This window comes from Terrabacter ginsenosidimutans, assembly GCF_039539425.1.
GTDB lineage: Bacteria > Actinomycetota > Actinomycetes > Actinomycetales > Dermatophilaceae > Terrabacter > Terrabacter ginsenosidimutans.
Genome location: NZ_BAABDC010000002.1, coordinates 685110 through 700709 on the forward strand (window position 1 = coordinate 685110; position 15600 = coordinate 700709).

At 69.3% G+C, this 15600-nt stretch carries 16 protein-coding genes and 1 other RNA gene; 15 read left to right on the forward strand and 2 right to left on the reverse strand.

Annotated features, from left to right (window positions below):
• Positions 1 to 3 precede the first annotated feature (3 nt).
• Positions 4 to 882: a polyamine aminopropyltransferase gene (locus ABD831_RS09190; RefSeq protein WP_344944739.1), complete on the forward strand. Its 879-nt coding sequence runs from the start codon at positions 4 to 6 to the stop codon at positions 880 to 882.
• Between the two features lie 9 nt (positions 883 to 891).
• Positions 892 to 1239 carry an STAS domain-containing protein gene (locus ABD831_RS09195; RefSeq protein ID WP_142177583.1) on the forward strand — a complete coding sequence of 116 codons (348 nt, stop codon included), beginning with the start codon at positions 892 to 894 and terminating at the stop codon, positions 1237 to 1239.
• A 15-nt stretch (positions 1240 to 1254) separates the two neighbouring features.
• Here the strand turns inward: ABD831_RS09195 and ABD831_RS09200 are convergent, their stop codons facing one another.
• Positions 1255 to 1653 (reverse strand): ATP-binding protein, encoded by a 399-nt coding sequence (locus tag ABD831_RS09200; RefSeq protein WP_344944742.1) that lies wholly within the window; start codon positions 1651 to 1653, stop codon positions 1255 to 1257.
• Between the two features lie 66 nt (positions 1654 to 1719).
• Between ABD831_RS09200 and ABD831_RS09205 the strand changes: the two genes are divergently transcribed.
• Positions 1720 to 3519: a PP2C family protein-serine/threonine phosphatase gene (locus tag ABD831_RS09205; RefSeq protein ID WP_344944745.1), complete on the forward strand. Its 1800-nt coding sequence runs from the start codon at positions 1720 to 1722 to the stop codon at positions 3517 to 3519.
• 83 nt (positions 3520 to 3602) lie between these two features.
• Positions 3603 to 3998: RNase P RNA component class A (rnpB, locus tag ABD831_RS09210), an RNA gene on the forward strand.
• Here rnpB and ABD831_RS09215 read toward each other — a convergent pair.
• Positions 3992 to 4264 carry a hypothetical protein gene (locus ABD831_RS09215; protein ID WP_344944748.1) on the reverse strand — a complete coding sequence of 91 codons (273 nt, stop codon included), beginning with the start codon at positions 4262 to 4264 and terminating at the stop codon, positions 3992 to 3994. The genes rnpB and ABD831_RS09215 overlap by 7 nt on opposite strands.
• On the opposite strand from ABD831_RS09215, the gene ABD831_RS09220 reads away from it, so the two are divergent.
• The 11 genes from ABD831_RS09220 (at position 4226) to ABD831_RS09270 (ending at position 15444) form a co-directional block, all read left to right on the forward strand.
• A complete protein-coding gene (locus tag ABD831_RS09220; RefSeq protein WP_344945393.1) occupies positions 4226 to 4585 on the forward strand; it encodes an IS110 family transposase in 360 nt (119 codons plus the stop codon). The genes ABD831_RS09215 and ABD831_RS09220 overlap by 39 nt on opposite strands.
• Positions 4586 to 5509: 924 nt before the next feature.
• Complete coding sequence (locus tag ABD831_RS09225; protein ID WP_344944751.1) at positions 5510 to 5707, forward strand: hypothetical protein; 198 nt, start codon at positions 5510 to 5512, stop codon at positions 5705 to 5707.
• 11 nt (positions 5708 to 5718) lie between these two features.
• A complete protein-coding gene (locus tag ABD831_RS09230; protein ID WP_344944754.1) occupies positions 5719 to 6567 on the forward strand; it encodes an MEDS domain-containing protein in 849 nt (282 codons plus the stop codon).
• 117 nt (positions 6568 to 6684) lie between these two features.
• Complete coding sequence (gene dnaK / locus ABD831_RS09235; RefSeq protein WP_142177587.1) at positions 6685 to 8583, forward strand: molecular chaperone DnaK; 1899 nt, start codon at positions 6685 to 6687, stop codon at positions 8581 to 8583.
• Positions 8584 to 8593: 10 nt separating this feature from the next.
• Positions 8594 to 9097, forward strand: a complete 504-nt coding sequence (locus ABD831_RS09240) for a nucleotide exchange factor GrpE (protein ID WP_142177588.1) — start codon at positions 8594 to 8596, stop codon at positions 9095 to 9097.
• Positions 9097 to 10062 carry a DnaJ C-terminal domain-containing protein gene (locus ABD831_RS09245; protein ID WP_344944759.1) on the forward strand — a complete coding sequence of 322 codons (966 nt, stop codon included), beginning with the start codon at positions 9097 to 9099 and terminating at the stop codon, positions 10060 to 10062. The genes ABD831_RS09240 and ABD831_RS09245 overlap by 1 nt, the downstream gene beginning before the upstream one ends.
• On the forward strand, positions 10059 to 10400 hold the full coding sequence (locus ABD831_RS09250; RefSeq protein ID WP_142177590.1) for a chaperone modulator CbpM: 342 nt from the start codon (positions 10059 to 10061) through the stop codon (positions 10398 to 10400). Before ABD831_RS09245 ends, ABD831_RS09250 begins: the two co-directional genes overlap by 4 nt.
• On the forward strand, positions 10391 to 13027 hold the full coding sequence (gene clpB / locus ABD831_RS09255; protein ID WP_344944764.1) for an ATP-dependent chaperone ClpB: 2637 nt from the start codon (positions 10391 to 10393) through the stop codon (positions 13025 to 13027). The genes ABD831_RS09250 and clpB overlap by 10 nt, the downstream gene beginning before the upstream one ends.
• Entirely contained in the window at positions 13024 to 13524 is a 501-nt protein-coding gene (gene trxA, locus ABD831_RS09260; protein ID WP_142177592.1) for a thioredoxin, read from the forward strand. The genes clpB and trxA overlap by 4 nt, the downstream gene beginning before the upstream one ends.
• Entirely contained in the window at positions 13521 to 13799 is a 279-nt protein-coding gene (locus ABD831_RS09265) for a UBP-type zinc finger domain-containing protein (protein WP_344944767.1), read from the forward strand. Before trxA ends, ABD831_RS09265 begins: the two co-directional genes overlap by 4 nt.
• Positions 13777 to 15444 carry an FAD-dependent oxidoreductase gene (locus ABD831_RS09270; protein WP_344944770.1) on the forward strand — a complete coding sequence of 556 codons (1668 nt, stop codon included), beginning with the start codon at positions 13777 to 13779 and terminating at the stop codon, positions 15442 to 15444. The genes ABD831_RS09265 and ABD831_RS09270 overlap by 23 nt, the downstream gene beginning before the upstream one ends.
• The last annotated feature ends 156 nt before the right edge of the window (positions 15445 to 15600 follow it).

Sequence of the window (15600 nt, forward strand, 5' to 3'; positions counted from 1 at the left end):
CCCGTGAGCCGGCGCTTCGAGGAGATCGACTGGCAGCAGACGCCGCTGGGGGAGATCAGCCTGCGGCGCCGGCTCGAGCCGTCCCTCCTCGTCGACGTCTACGAGGTGAAGCTCGGCGAGGAGTTCCTCATGTCGAGCCTCTTCACCGTTGCCGAGGTCGAGCTGGCCCGGCTCGGGCTCGCGGCGGTCGGCGGAGAGCATCTCGACGTCGTCGTCGGCGGCCTCGGTCTCGGCTACACCGCCGTCGCCGCCCTCGAGGACGAGCGGGTCGGATCCGTCACGGTCGTCGAGGCGCTGGGTCCCGTCATCTCGTGGCACGAGCGGCAGCTGCTCCCTGACACCGCCACTCTGACGCTCGACCCGCGGACCACCCTGCTCGAGGGCGACTTCTTCGCCCTGGCTCGCGGTGGGAAGGGTTTCGGTTCCGCGCCGGCGCTGCTGCACGCCGTGCTGCTCGACATCGACCACACGCCCCACCACGTGCTGCACCCGAGCCACGCCGACCTCTACACGCGTCAGGGCCTGGCTGGTCTCGCCGCCCGGCTGCACCCCGGCGGTGTCTTCGCGCTGTGGTCCGACGACCCTCCCGAGGACGCCTTCACCGCCCTTCTCACCGATGTCTTCGCCGACGCCGTCGCGCACGAGGTGAGCTTTGCGAACCCCCTCACCGGCGGCACGTCCTCGAACTCCGTCTACGTCGCGACGACCTCGCTGCCCGAGCCCGGGGGCCGACCCAGCCCGCGGGTGAGCCCGCCGGCCGAGCGGCTCCGGAGCACGCGGCATACCCCCACCACCAGATCCGGCGTCGACGTCCCGGAAGTGCCCCCGCGCACTGCGCCCAGGTCCTACGGTGATGGAGGGGCATCCACCCGTCCGTCCTGAGGAGGTCACGTGAGCGTCTCGGTCTCGAGTGCCGGTCCGGTGACCACAGCACGGCTGTCGGGGGAGATCGACACGTACACGGTGCCCGACGTGCGCGCCGCGTTCGAGCGGCTCCCGATCGTCGCGGACGGGACGGTCGTCGTCGACCTCCGCGAGGTCACCTTCCTCGACTCCTCGGGGCTGGGGGCGATCATCGGGCTCTACCACCGCGCCGACGCGAGCCGGGCACGGTTGCAGCTGGTCTGCGGCGAGGTGACCCTGCGCCTCGTCCAGCTGATGCACCTCGACCAGGTCATGGACGTCGTCAGCGAGCCTGGAGACGCGTCCGCGGACACGCAGCCGTCGGCTCTCGGCTGATCCTCGGCCAGATTCTCAGGACGCGAGGGTGAGATGCACGCACACGCGCGTACGCGTGGGGCGGCTCTCGATGACCAGCTGGTCGCTGAGCCGCTGGGCGATCCAGAGCCCGCGCCCGGACGTGGCCTCGCTGCCGGTCGCGCGGACCTGGGGCACCGAGCCCGTGCCGTCCGCGTCCTCCACCGTGAAGACGATGGAGTCGGAGGTCTCGTCGATGAGCAGGACCCCGCGCCCACCCCCGTGGACGATGCTGTTGACCGCCACCTCGTGCACGGCGAGCACCGCGTTGTCCGCCCGGTCGGGGATGCGCTCGCCCGCGATCGTGCGCACCACCTCTCGCACGTGGCGCAGGTCATCCGGACCGAACTCGACCCTGCCGAGCTCCCTCCCTGCGGCGACCGATGGACCTGTCACCCCTGCATGCTCCCACTTATGCGCCATCCGTGGGCGATATGACGCCCCGGCTGTAAAGATGACCCCATGAACGCGCCGTGGCAGAGCCCCGAGGCGAGCCGGTCCGCGGTCCCGCCCCGGTTGGCCGCCCTCGCACGCATCGCAGCCGAGGTCGCCGCGGCCACGACCGTGGAGCAGCTCACCGAGACCATCACCGAAGAGGCGTCGAAGGTGATGGGGGCATCGCGCGCCGTGCTTGCCGTCCGCGAGGGATCGGACCGTCTCCGCACCATCGCCACCCACGGCCTCAGCGCCTCCGAGGCTCGGCAGTGGGCCAACCTCGGGATCGAGGAGCGGTCACCCCTCACCGATGCCGTCCGGACCGGCAAGGTCGTCACCGTGGCCAGCCGCGCGAACCTGCTGGAGAAGTACCCGGACCTCGACGACGGCACCGAGCGCTCGTCCGTGACCCTGCCCCTCATCTCGAGGACCGACGGCTCGGCCATCGGGGCCCTGGGCTTCCGCTTCGACGGACGTGTCGGTCCGGTCGACCCCGAGCTGCTGTGGGTGCTGGGCGTCCTCAGCGACATGTGCGCCCAGACGATGCTGCGCCTGCGGGCGGAGGCCCTGAGCGCTGACCGTGCTGCGCAGCTCGAGTTCCTCGCCTATGCCTCACAGGCTCTCGCGGCCTCGCTCGACTACCGCGAGACCCTGCGGCAGGTCGCCTCGCTGGCCGTCCCGGCCCACGCCGACTGGTGCTCCGTGCAGATGGTCGACGACGGCGTCCTGCGCACGCTCGCGGTGGCCCACGTCGACCCGAACAAGGTGCAGCTCGCCCGGGAGCTCGAGACCCGCTGGCCACCCGACCCCGACCGCCCGGGGGGCGCGGCCCAGGTCGCCCGGACCGGTCAGAGCATGCTCGTCGAGGCGGTCACCGAGGAGATGCTCGTCGCGGCGGCGCAGGACGAGGAGCACCTTCGGGTGGCGCGCGAGCTGGGGCTGCGGAGCGCCATGTCGGTCCCGCTCATCGCCAAGGAGCGGGTGCTCGGGGTCCTCACCTTCGTCTCGGCCGAGTCCGGCCGTCGCTACACCGCCGAGGACGTCGCCTTCGCGGAGGACCTCGCCAGACGAGCCGGCCTCGCCATCGACAACGCCGACCTCTACTCCCAGACCCGACGGGTCGCGTCGGTGCTCCAGTCGACCCTCCTGCCGCAGGACCTCCCCGAGCTGCCCGGCTGGCAGGTCGGCACCGTCTACCGTCAGGCGGGACGCACCGACGTGGGCGGCGACTACTACGACGTCAGCGGCCTCGACGACGGCAGGGTCATCGCCGTCCTCGGCGACGTCATGGGCAGGGGAGTGGACGCCGCGGTCTCCGGCTCGCTCATGCGCTCCGCCGCCCGCGTGCTCTCGACCCAGGACCCCGAACCGGACTCCCTGGCCCGAGCCATGGACCGGTTCATGGCCATCGAGCCTCCGACGCAGATGGCCTCCGCCGTCTACGCCCTCTTCAACCCGCAGGAGGACGTCGTCGAGCTCGTCGTCGCCGGACACCCGCCGCCGCTGCTCGTCCGAGGGGGAGAGACGCGTTTCATCACCGAGGACGGCTCGCCCGTGCACGGGCTCGGGGCGGTGCCCCGGACCGCCGTGCGGAGTCCCTTCGGGCCGGGCGACGTGCTGCTCCTCTACACCGACGGCCTCGTCGAGCGTCGCGGCGAGTCCATCGACCTCGGGCTCAAACGCCTGCAGGTCGCCGCCGAGGAGCTGCTCACCACCGTCGACGACGAGACAGATCTCGACGACGTGCTGGACGAGCTGTCCGAGGCGGTCTCCGACCCGGACCGTCAGGACGACGTCGCCGTGCTGGCCTTCCGCCGCACCGTCTGAGGCAACGCGGAGGATGCCGTCCCCGGAGGCGCCGGGGGCGCCGAGGCGGCGGACGGCATACGGCCCCTATGCTGGTGCGCGGATGAGTCGGCCAGACGGTCGCGTCAGGGCCTTGGTCCTGCCGAGGAACGTCCGGGCTCCACAGGGCAGGGTGGTGGCCAACAGCCACCCGGGGTGACCCGCGGGACAGTGCCACAGAAAACAGACCGCCGGCCGCTTCGGCAGCCGGTAAGGGTGAAACGGTGGTGTAAGAGACCACCAGCGCTCCAGGTGACTGGAGCGGCTCGGTAAACCCCACCCGGAGCAAGTCCAGACAGCGTGTGCACGACGCCCTCGGGCGTCGAGGAGACCGGCCCGGTCGAGCGCGCGGGTAGGACGCTAGAGCCGGTCAGCAATGGCCGGCCCAGATGGATGGCCGTCGCCGCGCCACCGGTAACGGGGACGCGGAACAGAACCCGGCGTATCGGCCGACTCATCCACTTTTAGGCCTCTGACCTGCGGTGATGTGTTTCGGGACCGCCGTTGGTCTGCATATAGTCCGCAAAATTTCCGAGGACTCCGTCGACCGCGGCCCTCGTGCGCTCGTCGTCGTCGGGCCAAGGTGGCTGTAGGTGTCGAGCGTCTCGCTCGCGCGCTCGCGCAGCGGCTCCTCTAGGACGGCGAAGACGTCGTAGACGTCCCGGCGAAGCTCGCCGCCCGGGTCCGGCTGTTCGACACCGGCCACAACCACAAGACCGATGCCCATGACGCGCACTCGAACGCGATGGTGGCCGTGCGCGCCCAAGGGTTGCGGGTGCTGCGCCCCGACGGCGAGCTCGAGGCGTTGCGGATGCTGGTCGACCGGCGTGAATCGCTCAGTGGGCGGCAAGTCCAAACCGTCGACCGGCTCCAGGCGCTGCTGGGGGAACTGCTTCCGGGACAAGCGAAGAAGGACATCACTCCTGGCCAGGCCAAGCGGATGCTCGCGTCAGTCCGCCCGCGCGACATCGCGGGCAGGACCGGCGCCGGAACGTGGCCGAGGAGCTCCCCCTGCTTAGCGAGCTGGTCGCGGTCGAGGCCAAGATGAAGAAGGCCAACGCCGAGCTCAAGGCGATCGTCCTCGCCCGCGGCTCACACCTGATGGACCTGCACGGCGTGGGCCCGCTCGTCGTGGCGCGGGTGTTGGCTGACGTCGGGGAGGTGTCCCGTCAAACGACCTCTGGAGGCGATCCGCTGTTCGAAGCGCAGCATCTCCGACGCCATCTATCGCCAACTTCTCGCCGACGCCGCATCCACCCACGCCAAGGTCGTCGAGGGAGACGCGGGTCCGGGAGGGCACTACGGGGCGTCTCAGTTATCCAGCGCGGCCGGCTCTAACCCGCTCACCAGCGCTTCGGATCAGCCACTTCCCGGACCCGCATCAACGACGGTACGCCGCACTGCCACCACGCGAAAGACCCAACTCATGCGCCTTCCGGGCCAGTTTGTGAGGCTTCCGGCTGGCGACCCATGCGTCCTCTGTGCCAGGCAACTTGAGGGACTCCGGGTCCGTCTGCGCGACCGGGCCGATCGTGCGTTGTAGCCACACACTCGATCCGTGGGGATCGCGTCCCTCGCGGCCCTCGGCCCGCTGGCGTACGCTTCATGGAAAGTAGCCCCGGACCCGGCCGCTGACGACGCATCGAAAGTGGTCGAATGCCAAACCGGGACCATCTCGAGAGCCACGAGGCTCCCTTCGTGCCAACCGTGAGCCTGAGTTGGCTGGAAGGAAGCTCAGGCACGTCAGCGGGGGGGGGACGCCCTCATCCGAGATGGACGCCGTGGCGTCGTGCCGCGGCGGCGTCATGGAGATGGGCCGCCCGGTTGAGCCGTGGAACCAACCCGACCCCGATCGGTTGGTGATTCACACCGGGCAGCGGCAGGCACTGTGGGAGCGGCTGGTCTTGGGCGTCTTCATTGCCGTGCCATTGCCCTCGTCTGCGCGCTGCCGGTCGCATGGATGTTCGGCTGGGTGACGTGGCTGGACATCGCGCTAGCGACGGGAATGTATGTGGTCTGCATGCACGGAGTGACCATCGGGTACCACCGCTGCTTCACGCACGGCTCGTTCAAGCCGACCCGGTCGCTGAAAATCGCGCTGGCGATCGCCGGCAGCTTGGCCATCGAGGGCGCCGTCAACACGATGAGGGCAGTTCGGGACTCCCCGTGAACGACCTGAGCATGGGCATCCCAGGGGTGGGCCACATCCGTCCGGGCGCGCACGTGTGCGCGCTCTACTCGGGACCCGACGAGCGAGACCGCCTGCTGGTGCCGTTCATGCAGGAGGGTCTGCGCCACGGCGACCAATGTGTGTACCTCATCGACGACCTCGCGCCCGTGACCACGGGGGGACGGGCGTGCGAGCCGAGGGGTCCTCGCGCCGATCGCCGACCGGAGCCCGTCGGCCGGTACCCAGCCCCCGACGTCTACCTCCGGGCCGGGCACTTCTCCGTCGAGCGGATGATCTCCGCTCTCGTCGCCGGCCCCGCCGCGTCCGGCCATGACGACATCCCCCTGCTCCGCGCCGCGGGGGAGATGTCCCGGGCGTCACCTGAGCCCGGCGCGATGGAGTTGTCCGTCTACGAGTCAGCCGTCGCCCAGATCCTCGTGGAGCTGCCCACCCTGTTCCTGTGCCTGTACGACCTGCAGCGACTCGAGGTGGGCATGGTCGTCAGCGTCCTCAGGATCCACTCCAAGGTGCTGGTTGACGGGGCGGTGCTCCACAACCCCAGTTGCCTGGAGTCGACCGATGACGCAGAGCTCAGGGCCGACGCCGGCCCGCCTTATCCCTTGGCCAGAATTCGCACCGACGTGGACGCGGAGGACCGATGGCTGTCCCTCACCGGCGCCGAGGTTCGAGTTGCTGAGCTCGTGGCGAGCGGCATGACGAACCGCGCGACGGCCGAGGAACTGATCGTGTCACCGCACACCGTGGACGCGCACCTCAAGCACATGTACGTGAAACTCGGCATCCACTCCCGGGTCGAGCTCACCGTCCTCGCACTTCAGCACGCCAGGCCGACCGCCTGAGGCGGGGCACCTGGCCGAAACGGCCACGGCTGGCAGTTCTACCTGTTCACGGGATGCCCCGGACCTTGCACGACGAAAGCATTGCTGGGTCCGGCAATCCAGCGAACGGAGCGCGTCATGGGTAGGGCTGTAGGTATCGACCTGGGAACCACGAACTCGGTGATCGCGGCGATGGAAGGTAGCCAGCCGGCGGTCGTCCCCAACACGGAGGGAAACCGAACCACTCCGTCGGTCGTCGCGTTCCTCGAGAGCGGGGAACGGCTGGTGGGCCAGATGGCCCGGCGACAGGCCATCCTGAATCCCAAGGGCACGATCTACTCGGCCAAGCGCTTCGTCGGCCGGAAGCACGACGAGGTGGAGAGCGAGATCCACACGGTCTCCTACGACGTCGTGGCCGGACCGGACGGGGCGGTCCGGTTCTCGGTGCACGGCAAGCTCTACGCGCCCGAGGAGATCTCCGCGCAGATCCTGCGCAAGCTGGCGGACGACGCCGGCAAGGCGCTCGGCGAGCGGGTCACCGAAGCTGTCATCACGGTGCCCGCGCACTTCAACGACGCGCAGCGTCAGGCCACCAAGGATGCGGGCAAGATCGCCGGGCTCGAGGTGCTCCGCATCATCAACGAGCCCACCGCCGCGGCACTCGCGTACGGGATGGACAAACTCGAGAACGAGACCATCCTCGTCTTCGACCTCGGCGGAGGCACCTTCGACGTGAGCATCCTGACCGTCGGTGAAGGCGTCGTCGAGGTGCGTTCCACCGCAGGCGACACCCACTTGGGAGGGGACGACTTCGACCGGCGCATCGTGGACTACCTCGCGGACGAGTTCAAGAAGGAGAACGGCATTGACCTGCGGCAGGACCCGCAAGCCCTTCAGCGCCTGTTCGAGGCCGGCGAGAAGGCCAAGGTCGAGCTGTCGTCCGTCACCCAGACAGGCGTGAACCTTCCGTTCGTGACCGCGGACGCCTCCGGCCCCAAGCATCTCAACGTCAACTTGATGCGCTCCACGTTCGATCAGCTCACTGCGGACCTCGTGGAACGTTGCATGGGTCCGGTCAAGCAGGCCATAGGTGACGCGAAGGTCACTGCGGACGACATCGACGAGGTCATTCTCGTCGGGGGTTCCACGCGCATCCCCGCGGTGCAGAACCTGGTCCGCCGGATGACGGGTGGCCAGGAGCCCAACATGACCGTCAACCCGGACGAGGTCGTCGCACTCGGCGCGGCCGTCCAGGCGGCGATCATCAAGGGCGATGTCAAGGACGTCCTGCTCCTGGACGTCACTCCGCTCTCGCTGGGACTGGAGACGCAGGGCGGGGTGATGACGAGAGTCATCGAGCGCAACACCACGATCCCGGCGCGTCGCACCGAGGTCTTCAGCACAGCCGCGGACAACCAGGAGGCGGTGGACGTGGTGGTTCTCCAAGGCGAGCGGGAGCGGGCCAGCGACAACCGGGTGCTCGCGCGGTTCCGGCTGGAGAACATCCGTCCGGCGCCTCGAGGGGAGCCTCAGGTCGAGGTCACCTTTGACATCGACGCCAACGGCATTCTGCACGTCTCCGCCAAGGACAAGGACACCGGCGCCGAGCAGCAGGTCACCATCAGCGAGACCTCGACCCTGAGCCAGGAGGAGGTCGGGCGGATGGTCGCGGACGCCGAGGCACACCGCAGCGAGGATGCTCAGTTGCGTGAGCTCGTCGACGCGCGCAACGAGCTCGACTCCGTGACCTACCAGGTGCAACGTGAGCTCGAGCAGGGCGCGGGAGCGGTTGCCGAGCACGAGCGTGCCCGGGCGGAGATGTTGATCAACGACGCGCGCACGGCCCTCGACGAGCAGGCACCGATCGACCGTCTCCGGTCCCTCACGGGGGAGCTGCACCAGATGGCCCAGGCCCTGAGCGCGTCCGCCCGGAGCCAAGCCGGCTCCGGCTCCACCGGTGAGTCGCCCGGCTCCGGCCCGGCTGGTGCGGGGGACGACTCGGACGACGTGATCGACGCAGAGTTCACGACGCACTGAGGTCAGCGTGATGTCCGAACAGGAGAACCCCGACCCTGGTCCCGCCGACGAGGGCGTTGTGGACAGCGCCGCCGAGACCGCCAAGCAGATCGCCGAGCTCGAGGACTCGTGGCGCCGTACCGCAGCGGAGCTGGACAACTTCCGCAAGCGGTGCGCCAAGGACGTGATCCGCGCCCGGGAGCAGGAGCGGGCGGCGGTGGCCACCCGCTGGTTGCCGGTCCTGGACAACCTCGAGCGTGCGCTCGAGCACGCCGCCTCGAACCCCGACCAGATCGTGGAGGGCGTGCGCGCCGTGCACCAGCAGGCGCTCGCGATCCTCACAGACCTCGGCTATCCCCGGAGGGACGACGAGACCGGCAAGGTCTTCGACCCCGCCAAGCACGAAGCCGTCAGCACCGTCGCCGATGAGGACCTGGTTCCTGGCACGGTCGCGCACGTCGTCCGGCCCGGCTACGGGCCGGACGACGAGATCCTGCGACCGGCCTCGGTCGTAGTGGCGACCAGGGGCGAGTGATGGCGCGGGACTTCTACGAGGTCCTCGGCGTCCCCCGCGATGCCGACCAGTCGGAGATCCAACGGGCCTATCGCAAGCGCGCCCGCACGCTCCACCCCGACGTCAACAAAGAGCTTCGCGCGGAGGAAGCGTTCAAGGAGCTCTCCGAGGCGTACGACGTGCTCTCCGACCCCGACCAGCGCAAGCGATACGACGCGTTCGGGGAGGACTTCCGGCGCGTCGGTGCCGAGGTCGACCCGGACGCCTACAGTCGGGCCCGGGCCCATGCGGGGGCCGGCGCCGGCGGCGGGCGGCCGAGAGGCTGGGGCGGGGGCGGCGGTCCCTCCGACGGCTTCCGGTACTCGGGCTCCGGGGACGTGGACCTGGAGGACCTGCTCGGCGGCATCTTCGGTGGTCGCGGCGGCGGCCGCGGCGGATGGGGACCGGTCTCCGGCTCCGACCACGAGACCGAGATGGAGGTGACCGTCGAGGAGGCGTACAACGGGACCGAGCGCACCCTGTCGATCAATGGTCCCGACGGTCCGCGCACCATCGACGTGAACATTCCCGCAGGCGTCGTGGACGGTCAGCGGATCCGTCTGCGCGGCCAAGGGGGCCAGGGATCCGGCGGAGGCGAGACAGGCGACCTGTACCTCATCGTCCGCATCGCACCCCATCCTCGTTACCGACTCGACGGCCGAGACCTGCACGTCCTGCTGCCCCTGGCCCCTTGGGAGGCCGCACTTGGTGCTTCGGTGGACATCGACACCCCCGGCGGCTCCGCCACGGTCAACGTTCCCGCGGGCACCTCCAGCCATCGTCGGCTGCGGCTGAAGGGCCGCGGGCTGCCGAACAGGCGGGGCAAGCCGGGGGACTTGTACGCCGAGGCTCAGATCAAGGTGCCCAGGTCGCCCTCGGCGGACGAACGAGAGCTGCTGGAGCAGCTCGGCAAGGTATCGACCTTCAACCCGAGGAGTGCACGATGACCGAGACGACCACCGGGACGCCGACCGGGACGAGATGGCCGCTGGCCCGCCCCTATCGCCTGAGCCTGGACAGCTACGCCCGGATCACCGGGGTGCATCCCGAGCTGGTCCGCCGGCTGGTCACGCTCGGGCTGCTCGAGATCACCCGGGACGCCGGGGGCCAGCTCTTCTTCGACCCCTCACAGGTCCGGGAGATGGCCACGATCCAGCGGCTGCATCTGCGGCTGAACGTCAGCTATTCGTCGCTCGGCCTGGTGATGGACCTGCTCCGCCGGATCTCTGAGCTGGAGAGATCACAACGCCGCTCGCTGTCAGACAGGGGAGTTCGATGGACCTGAATCGACTGACGCAGAAGTCGCAGGAAGCACTGCACGACGCACAGACCAAGGCACTCCGATACGGTCAGCAGGAGGTGGACGGCGAGCACCTGTTGCTGGCATTGCTCGAGCAGAGCGATGGGTTGGTTCCGCCGCTGCTGGCTCGGGCTGGTGCGGACGTGGACAGGCTGCGTGAGGACCTGGGGGCCGAGCTCGAGAAGCGCCCGCGCGTCACCGGCTCCGGCGCCGAAGCCGGGAAGGTGTACGTCACTCAGAGGCTGAACCGCGTCCTCGAGGCCGCCGAGAAGGAAGCCGGGAGGCTCAAGGACGAGTACGTGTCCGTCGAGCACCTGGTGGTGGCCCTCCTCGAGGAGGGATCCGGCTCGGCAGCCGGCCGGATCCTCGCGCAACACGGCGTAACGCGCGACTCGTTCCTGAAGACCCTGACCGCGGTGAGGGGCTCCCAGCGGGTCACGTCTGCCACACCGGAGGGCACCTACGAGGCACTCGCCAAGTACGGTCGTGACCTCGTCGCGGATGCGGCCGCCGGCCGGCTGGAGCCGGTGATCGGCCGGGACACGGAGATCCGTCGCACTGTCCAGATCCTGTCCCGCAAGAGCAAGAACAACCCGGTGCTGATCGGCGAGCCCGGGGTGGGCAAGACCGCGATCGTCGAGGGCCTGGCGCAGCGGATCCACAACGGAGACGTGCCCGAGGGACTGCGCGACAAGACCGTCTTCGCGCTGGACATGGGCTCCCTCGTCGCCGGTGCCAAGTACCGCGGCGAGTTCGAGGAACGGCTCAAGGCCGTCCTCAACGAGGTCCTGGCCGCCGAGGGCAAGATCCTGCTGTTCGTCGACGAGCTGCACACCGTGGTCGGGGCCGGCGCGTCCGAGGGAGCGATGGACGCCGGCCAGATGCTGAAACCCATGCTGGCCCGCGGCGAGCTGCACATGATCGGGGCCACGACGCTCGACGAGTACCGCACCCACATCGAGAAGGACGCTGCTCTCGAGCGCCGATTCCAGCCAGTCGTGATCGACGAGCCGAGTGTCGAGGACGCACTGTCGATCCTCCGAGGACTACGCGAGCGCTTCGAGGTCTTCCACGGCGTGAAGATCCAGGACGGCGCCCTGGTCGTCGCGGTCACCCTGAGCCACCGCTACATCTCCGACCGGTTCCTGCCCGACAAGGCCATCGACCTGGTCGACGAGGCCTGCGCGATGCTGCGCACAGAGATCGACTCGATGCCCGCGGAGCTCGACGAGCTCACCCGCCGGGTCACCCGCCTGGAGATCGAGGAGGCTGCAGTGGCCCAGGAGACGGATCGGGCCAGCCAGCATCGTCTCGAGGAGCTGCGCAAGGAGCTGGCTGATCTGAAGGCCGAGGCGGATGCCATGCGGGCCCAGTGGGAGGCCGAGCGTCAGGCGCTCCGCGAGGTCCAGGCGCTTCGGCAGGAGATCGAGCAGGTTCGCCTGGACAGCGAACGCGCCGAGCGGGAGTACGACCTGAACCGCGCCGCGAGCCTGCGCCACGGCAAGCTGCCCGAGCTCGAGCGACGGCTCGCCGCCGCCGAGGCAAGGCTCGAGTCCAAGCAGGCCGGGAGGCGTCTGCTCCGTGAGGTCGTCACGGCCGAGGAGATCTCCGCCGTCGTGGCGCGGTGGACGGGCATTCCGGTGAGCCGGCTCCAGGAGGGTGAGCGGGAGAAGGTCCTGCGCCTCGACGAGGTGCTCCACGAGCGAGTGATCGGCCAGGACGAAGCGGTGCAGCTGGTGACCGACGCAGTCGTGCGGGCGCGTTCCGGCATCAAGAACCCGAGCCGCCCGATCGGCTCCTTCGTCTTCCTCGGCCCGACCGGCGTGGGCAAGACAGAGCTCGCCAAGGCACTCGCGGGAGCCCTCTTCGACAGCGAGGAGAACATGATTCGCATCGACATGAGCGAGTACCAGGAGCGGCACACCGTGAGCCGGCTCGTGGGCGCCCCACCCGGATACGTCGGGTTCGAGGAAGGCGGCCAGCTGACCGAGGCGGTTCGGCGCAAGCACTACTCGGTGATCCTGCTCGACGAGATCGAGAAGGCCCACGTCGACGTCTTCAACATCCTGCTCCAGGTGCTGGACGACGGACGCCTCACCGACTCCCACGGTCGCACGGTCGACTTCCGCAACACCGTCATCATCATGACTTCCAACATCGGGTCGGAGTACCTGCTTGAGGGGGTCACGCCGGACGGCGAGGTGAAGCCGGAGGCCCGCGCCATGGTCATGAGCTCCCTGCGATCCCACTTCCGGCCGGAGTTCCTGAACCGGATCGACGAGATCGTGGTGTTCAAGCCGCTGACGTTCACCGAGATCACGCGCATCGTCGACCTCCAGCTCGACGAGCTGCGGGCGCGCCTGGCGGAACAGCGGATCACGCTCGAAGCCACGGAACAGGCCGAGCGCTTCATGGCGGAGCAGGGCTTCGATCCGGCATACGGCGCTCGTCCCCTGCGGCGGTTCATCTCACGCGAGGTCGAGACCCGCGTGGCCCGGGCGCTGCTGCGTGGTGACCTGCCCGAGGACTCGACCATCGTGGTCGACGTCGTCGACGGGGAGCTCGCCGTCGTGCCGAAGCCTCCTGACAAGCAGACGAAGGCAGTGGCATGAGCGCAACAGTGAAGAGCCCGAGCAAGGTCGTCATGTGCCCGAACTGCGGCACGAAGAACCGAGTGCCCGCCGCCGCCGCAGGGGCGCCCCGCTGCGGAAGCTGCCACAAGCCACTGCCATGGGTGGTCGACACGTCCGATGCCGATTTCACGGGCGTGGCGGACGAGTCGACCATCCCGGTGCTCGTCGACCTGTGGGCGCCGTGGTGCGGTCCCTGTCGCATGGTCAGCCCGGCGCTCGAGCAGCTGGCGACGGAGCTCGCGGGCACGATGAAGCTGGTCAAGGTCAACGCCGACGAGGCGCCGGAGCTCAGCCGCCGCTTCGAGGTCCAGGCGATCCCGACGCTCGTCCTCATGCACCACGGAAAGGTGGTCGACAAGCAGGTCGGCGCCGCTCCCGCCCCCGCCCTGCGGTCGTGGCTCAGCAAGCACCTGCCCAAGGAAGAGGCAGAGTCCCCGCGGGCGAGCGCCCCGTCGACCACGGACGACCCGCAATGACCACCTTCCCCGGTCGGTTGGTCCGAGATCCCCACCTGGCCCTGGTCCGGCCGGTGGGGCCGCCCGCTACGCCAGGCTGTGAGGAATGCCTACGCCTGGGCACACCTTGGGTTCATCTGCGGCAGTGCCTCACCTGCGGTGAGGTCTGCTGCTGCGACTCCTCCCCGGGGCGCCACGCCCGCGCTCACGCGGCCACGACGGGCCACGTGATCGTGCGTTCGATCGAGCCGGGGGAGAACTGGAGGTGGTGCTATGTCGACGAGCAGTATGTCTGATCCCGGGCTGACGGACCTGCCCGAGACCCCCGACACCGTCGGCGCCTATCCCCGGCTCACCGACGAGCACATCTTGCTGCTTTGGCGGTACGGCGACCGGAGACGGCTGACCAAGGGCTCCACGCTGTTCTGCGAGGGGGACCGCGACTGCGGCCTGTTCGTCGTGCTGGACGGCCGGGTCCGGGTTGTCCAGGAGGATGGCCCTGAGGGAGCGTTGCGCGTCATAGCCGTCCACGGGCCTCGTCGCTTCGTGGGCGATCTGTCGATGCTGACCGGTCAGGCGGTCTATGTCACGGCCCTCGCCCAGACCGATGTCGAGGTCCTGGAGGTTCCTTACGGCCGCCTCAAGGAGGCGGTTACTCAGGATCAGGCGCTGGGGGACCTCATCCTGCGGGCCTTCATCCTCCGACGCAACATCCACGCCGACCTCGGCGCGGGCCTGCGGATTGTCGGCTCCCGCTTCTCAGCCGACACCCGCCTGCTGAGGGACTTCGCGAGCCGCAACCGGGTCCCGTACCGCTGGGAGGACCTGGAGGAGGATGCCGCGGCAGAGGACACCCTGCGGGCGTTCGGCATCGCGCCCGACCAGACCCCCGTCGTGATCTGGAAGGGGCAGACGGTCCTGCGCAACCCCAGCATCACCGAGCTCGCCGAGCTGCTCGGCCTGCGGGAGGATGCGACGCCCCGCCATGCTCACGACGTGCTGGTGGTCGGCGCCGGACCGGCAGGGCTCGCCGCTGCGGTGGCCACGGCCTCCGAAGGGCTGTCCACGGTCGTGCTCGACGCGATCGCGACGGGCGGACAGGCTGGGACGTCGTCCCAGATCGAGAACTACCTCGGCTTCCCGGCGGGTATCTCGGGCGCCGAGCTCGCAGACCGAGCGGTGGTCCAAGCCCGCAAGTTCGGCGCCACCTTCACGATTCCGGGCGAGGCGCAGTCGCTCGACCGCGTCGACGGCCACTTCGTCGTGCGACTGACCGATGGAACACAGGTGGAGGCGCACACGGTGGTGCTCGCGACCGGCGTCCGCTACCGCCGCCTCGAGGTGGCCGGCATGGACCGGCTCGAGGGCCCCAGCGTCTACTACGCCGCGACGGAGTTCGAGGCACGTCTTTGCGGCGGCGATCCGGTCACGGTCGTCGGCGGCGGGAACTCCGCCGGGCAGGCCGCCTTGTTCCTGGCCCGGAGCGCCGCTGCCGTCAACCTCGTGATTCGCCACGACGACCTGAACCGAGACATGTCCCGCTACCTCGCAGAGCGGATAACTTCAGCCCCTCGCGTACGCGTGTGGCGCAACTGCGAGGTCTGCGAGCTGCTGGGAGACCTTGCCCTCGACGAGGTCGTCCTCCACGACCTGACGACGGACGAGCGCAAGCCCCTCAGCTCTACGGCTCTTTTCGTGCTGATCGGGTCCGTGCCACACACCCGGTGGCTCAAGGGGGCGATCTCGCTCGATGACAAGGGGTTCGTGGTGACCGGTACCGGCGTGGGAGGCACTCCCATGTTCGAGACCGAGAGCGCGGGTGTCTTTGCGGTCGGGGACGTGCGCAGCAACTCGGTCAAGCGAGTGGCATCCGCCGTCGGTGACGGGGCGATCGTGGCGCGTTTGGTCTATGAGTTTCTCGTGAGGGCTGGCAGAAGGTGAGGGCGTTGGAGTCGGACCGACGGGTCAGACGGACTCTCACCGAAGGCCCCTGGTGGCGGTGGCGGAGCGGCCCCAGCGCAGGACGACACGCTCGCCAGCCCCGCCCCGACGAAGCAGAGGCGCCGTCAGGACTCCCGGTCCCGGCGGCGCCTCACC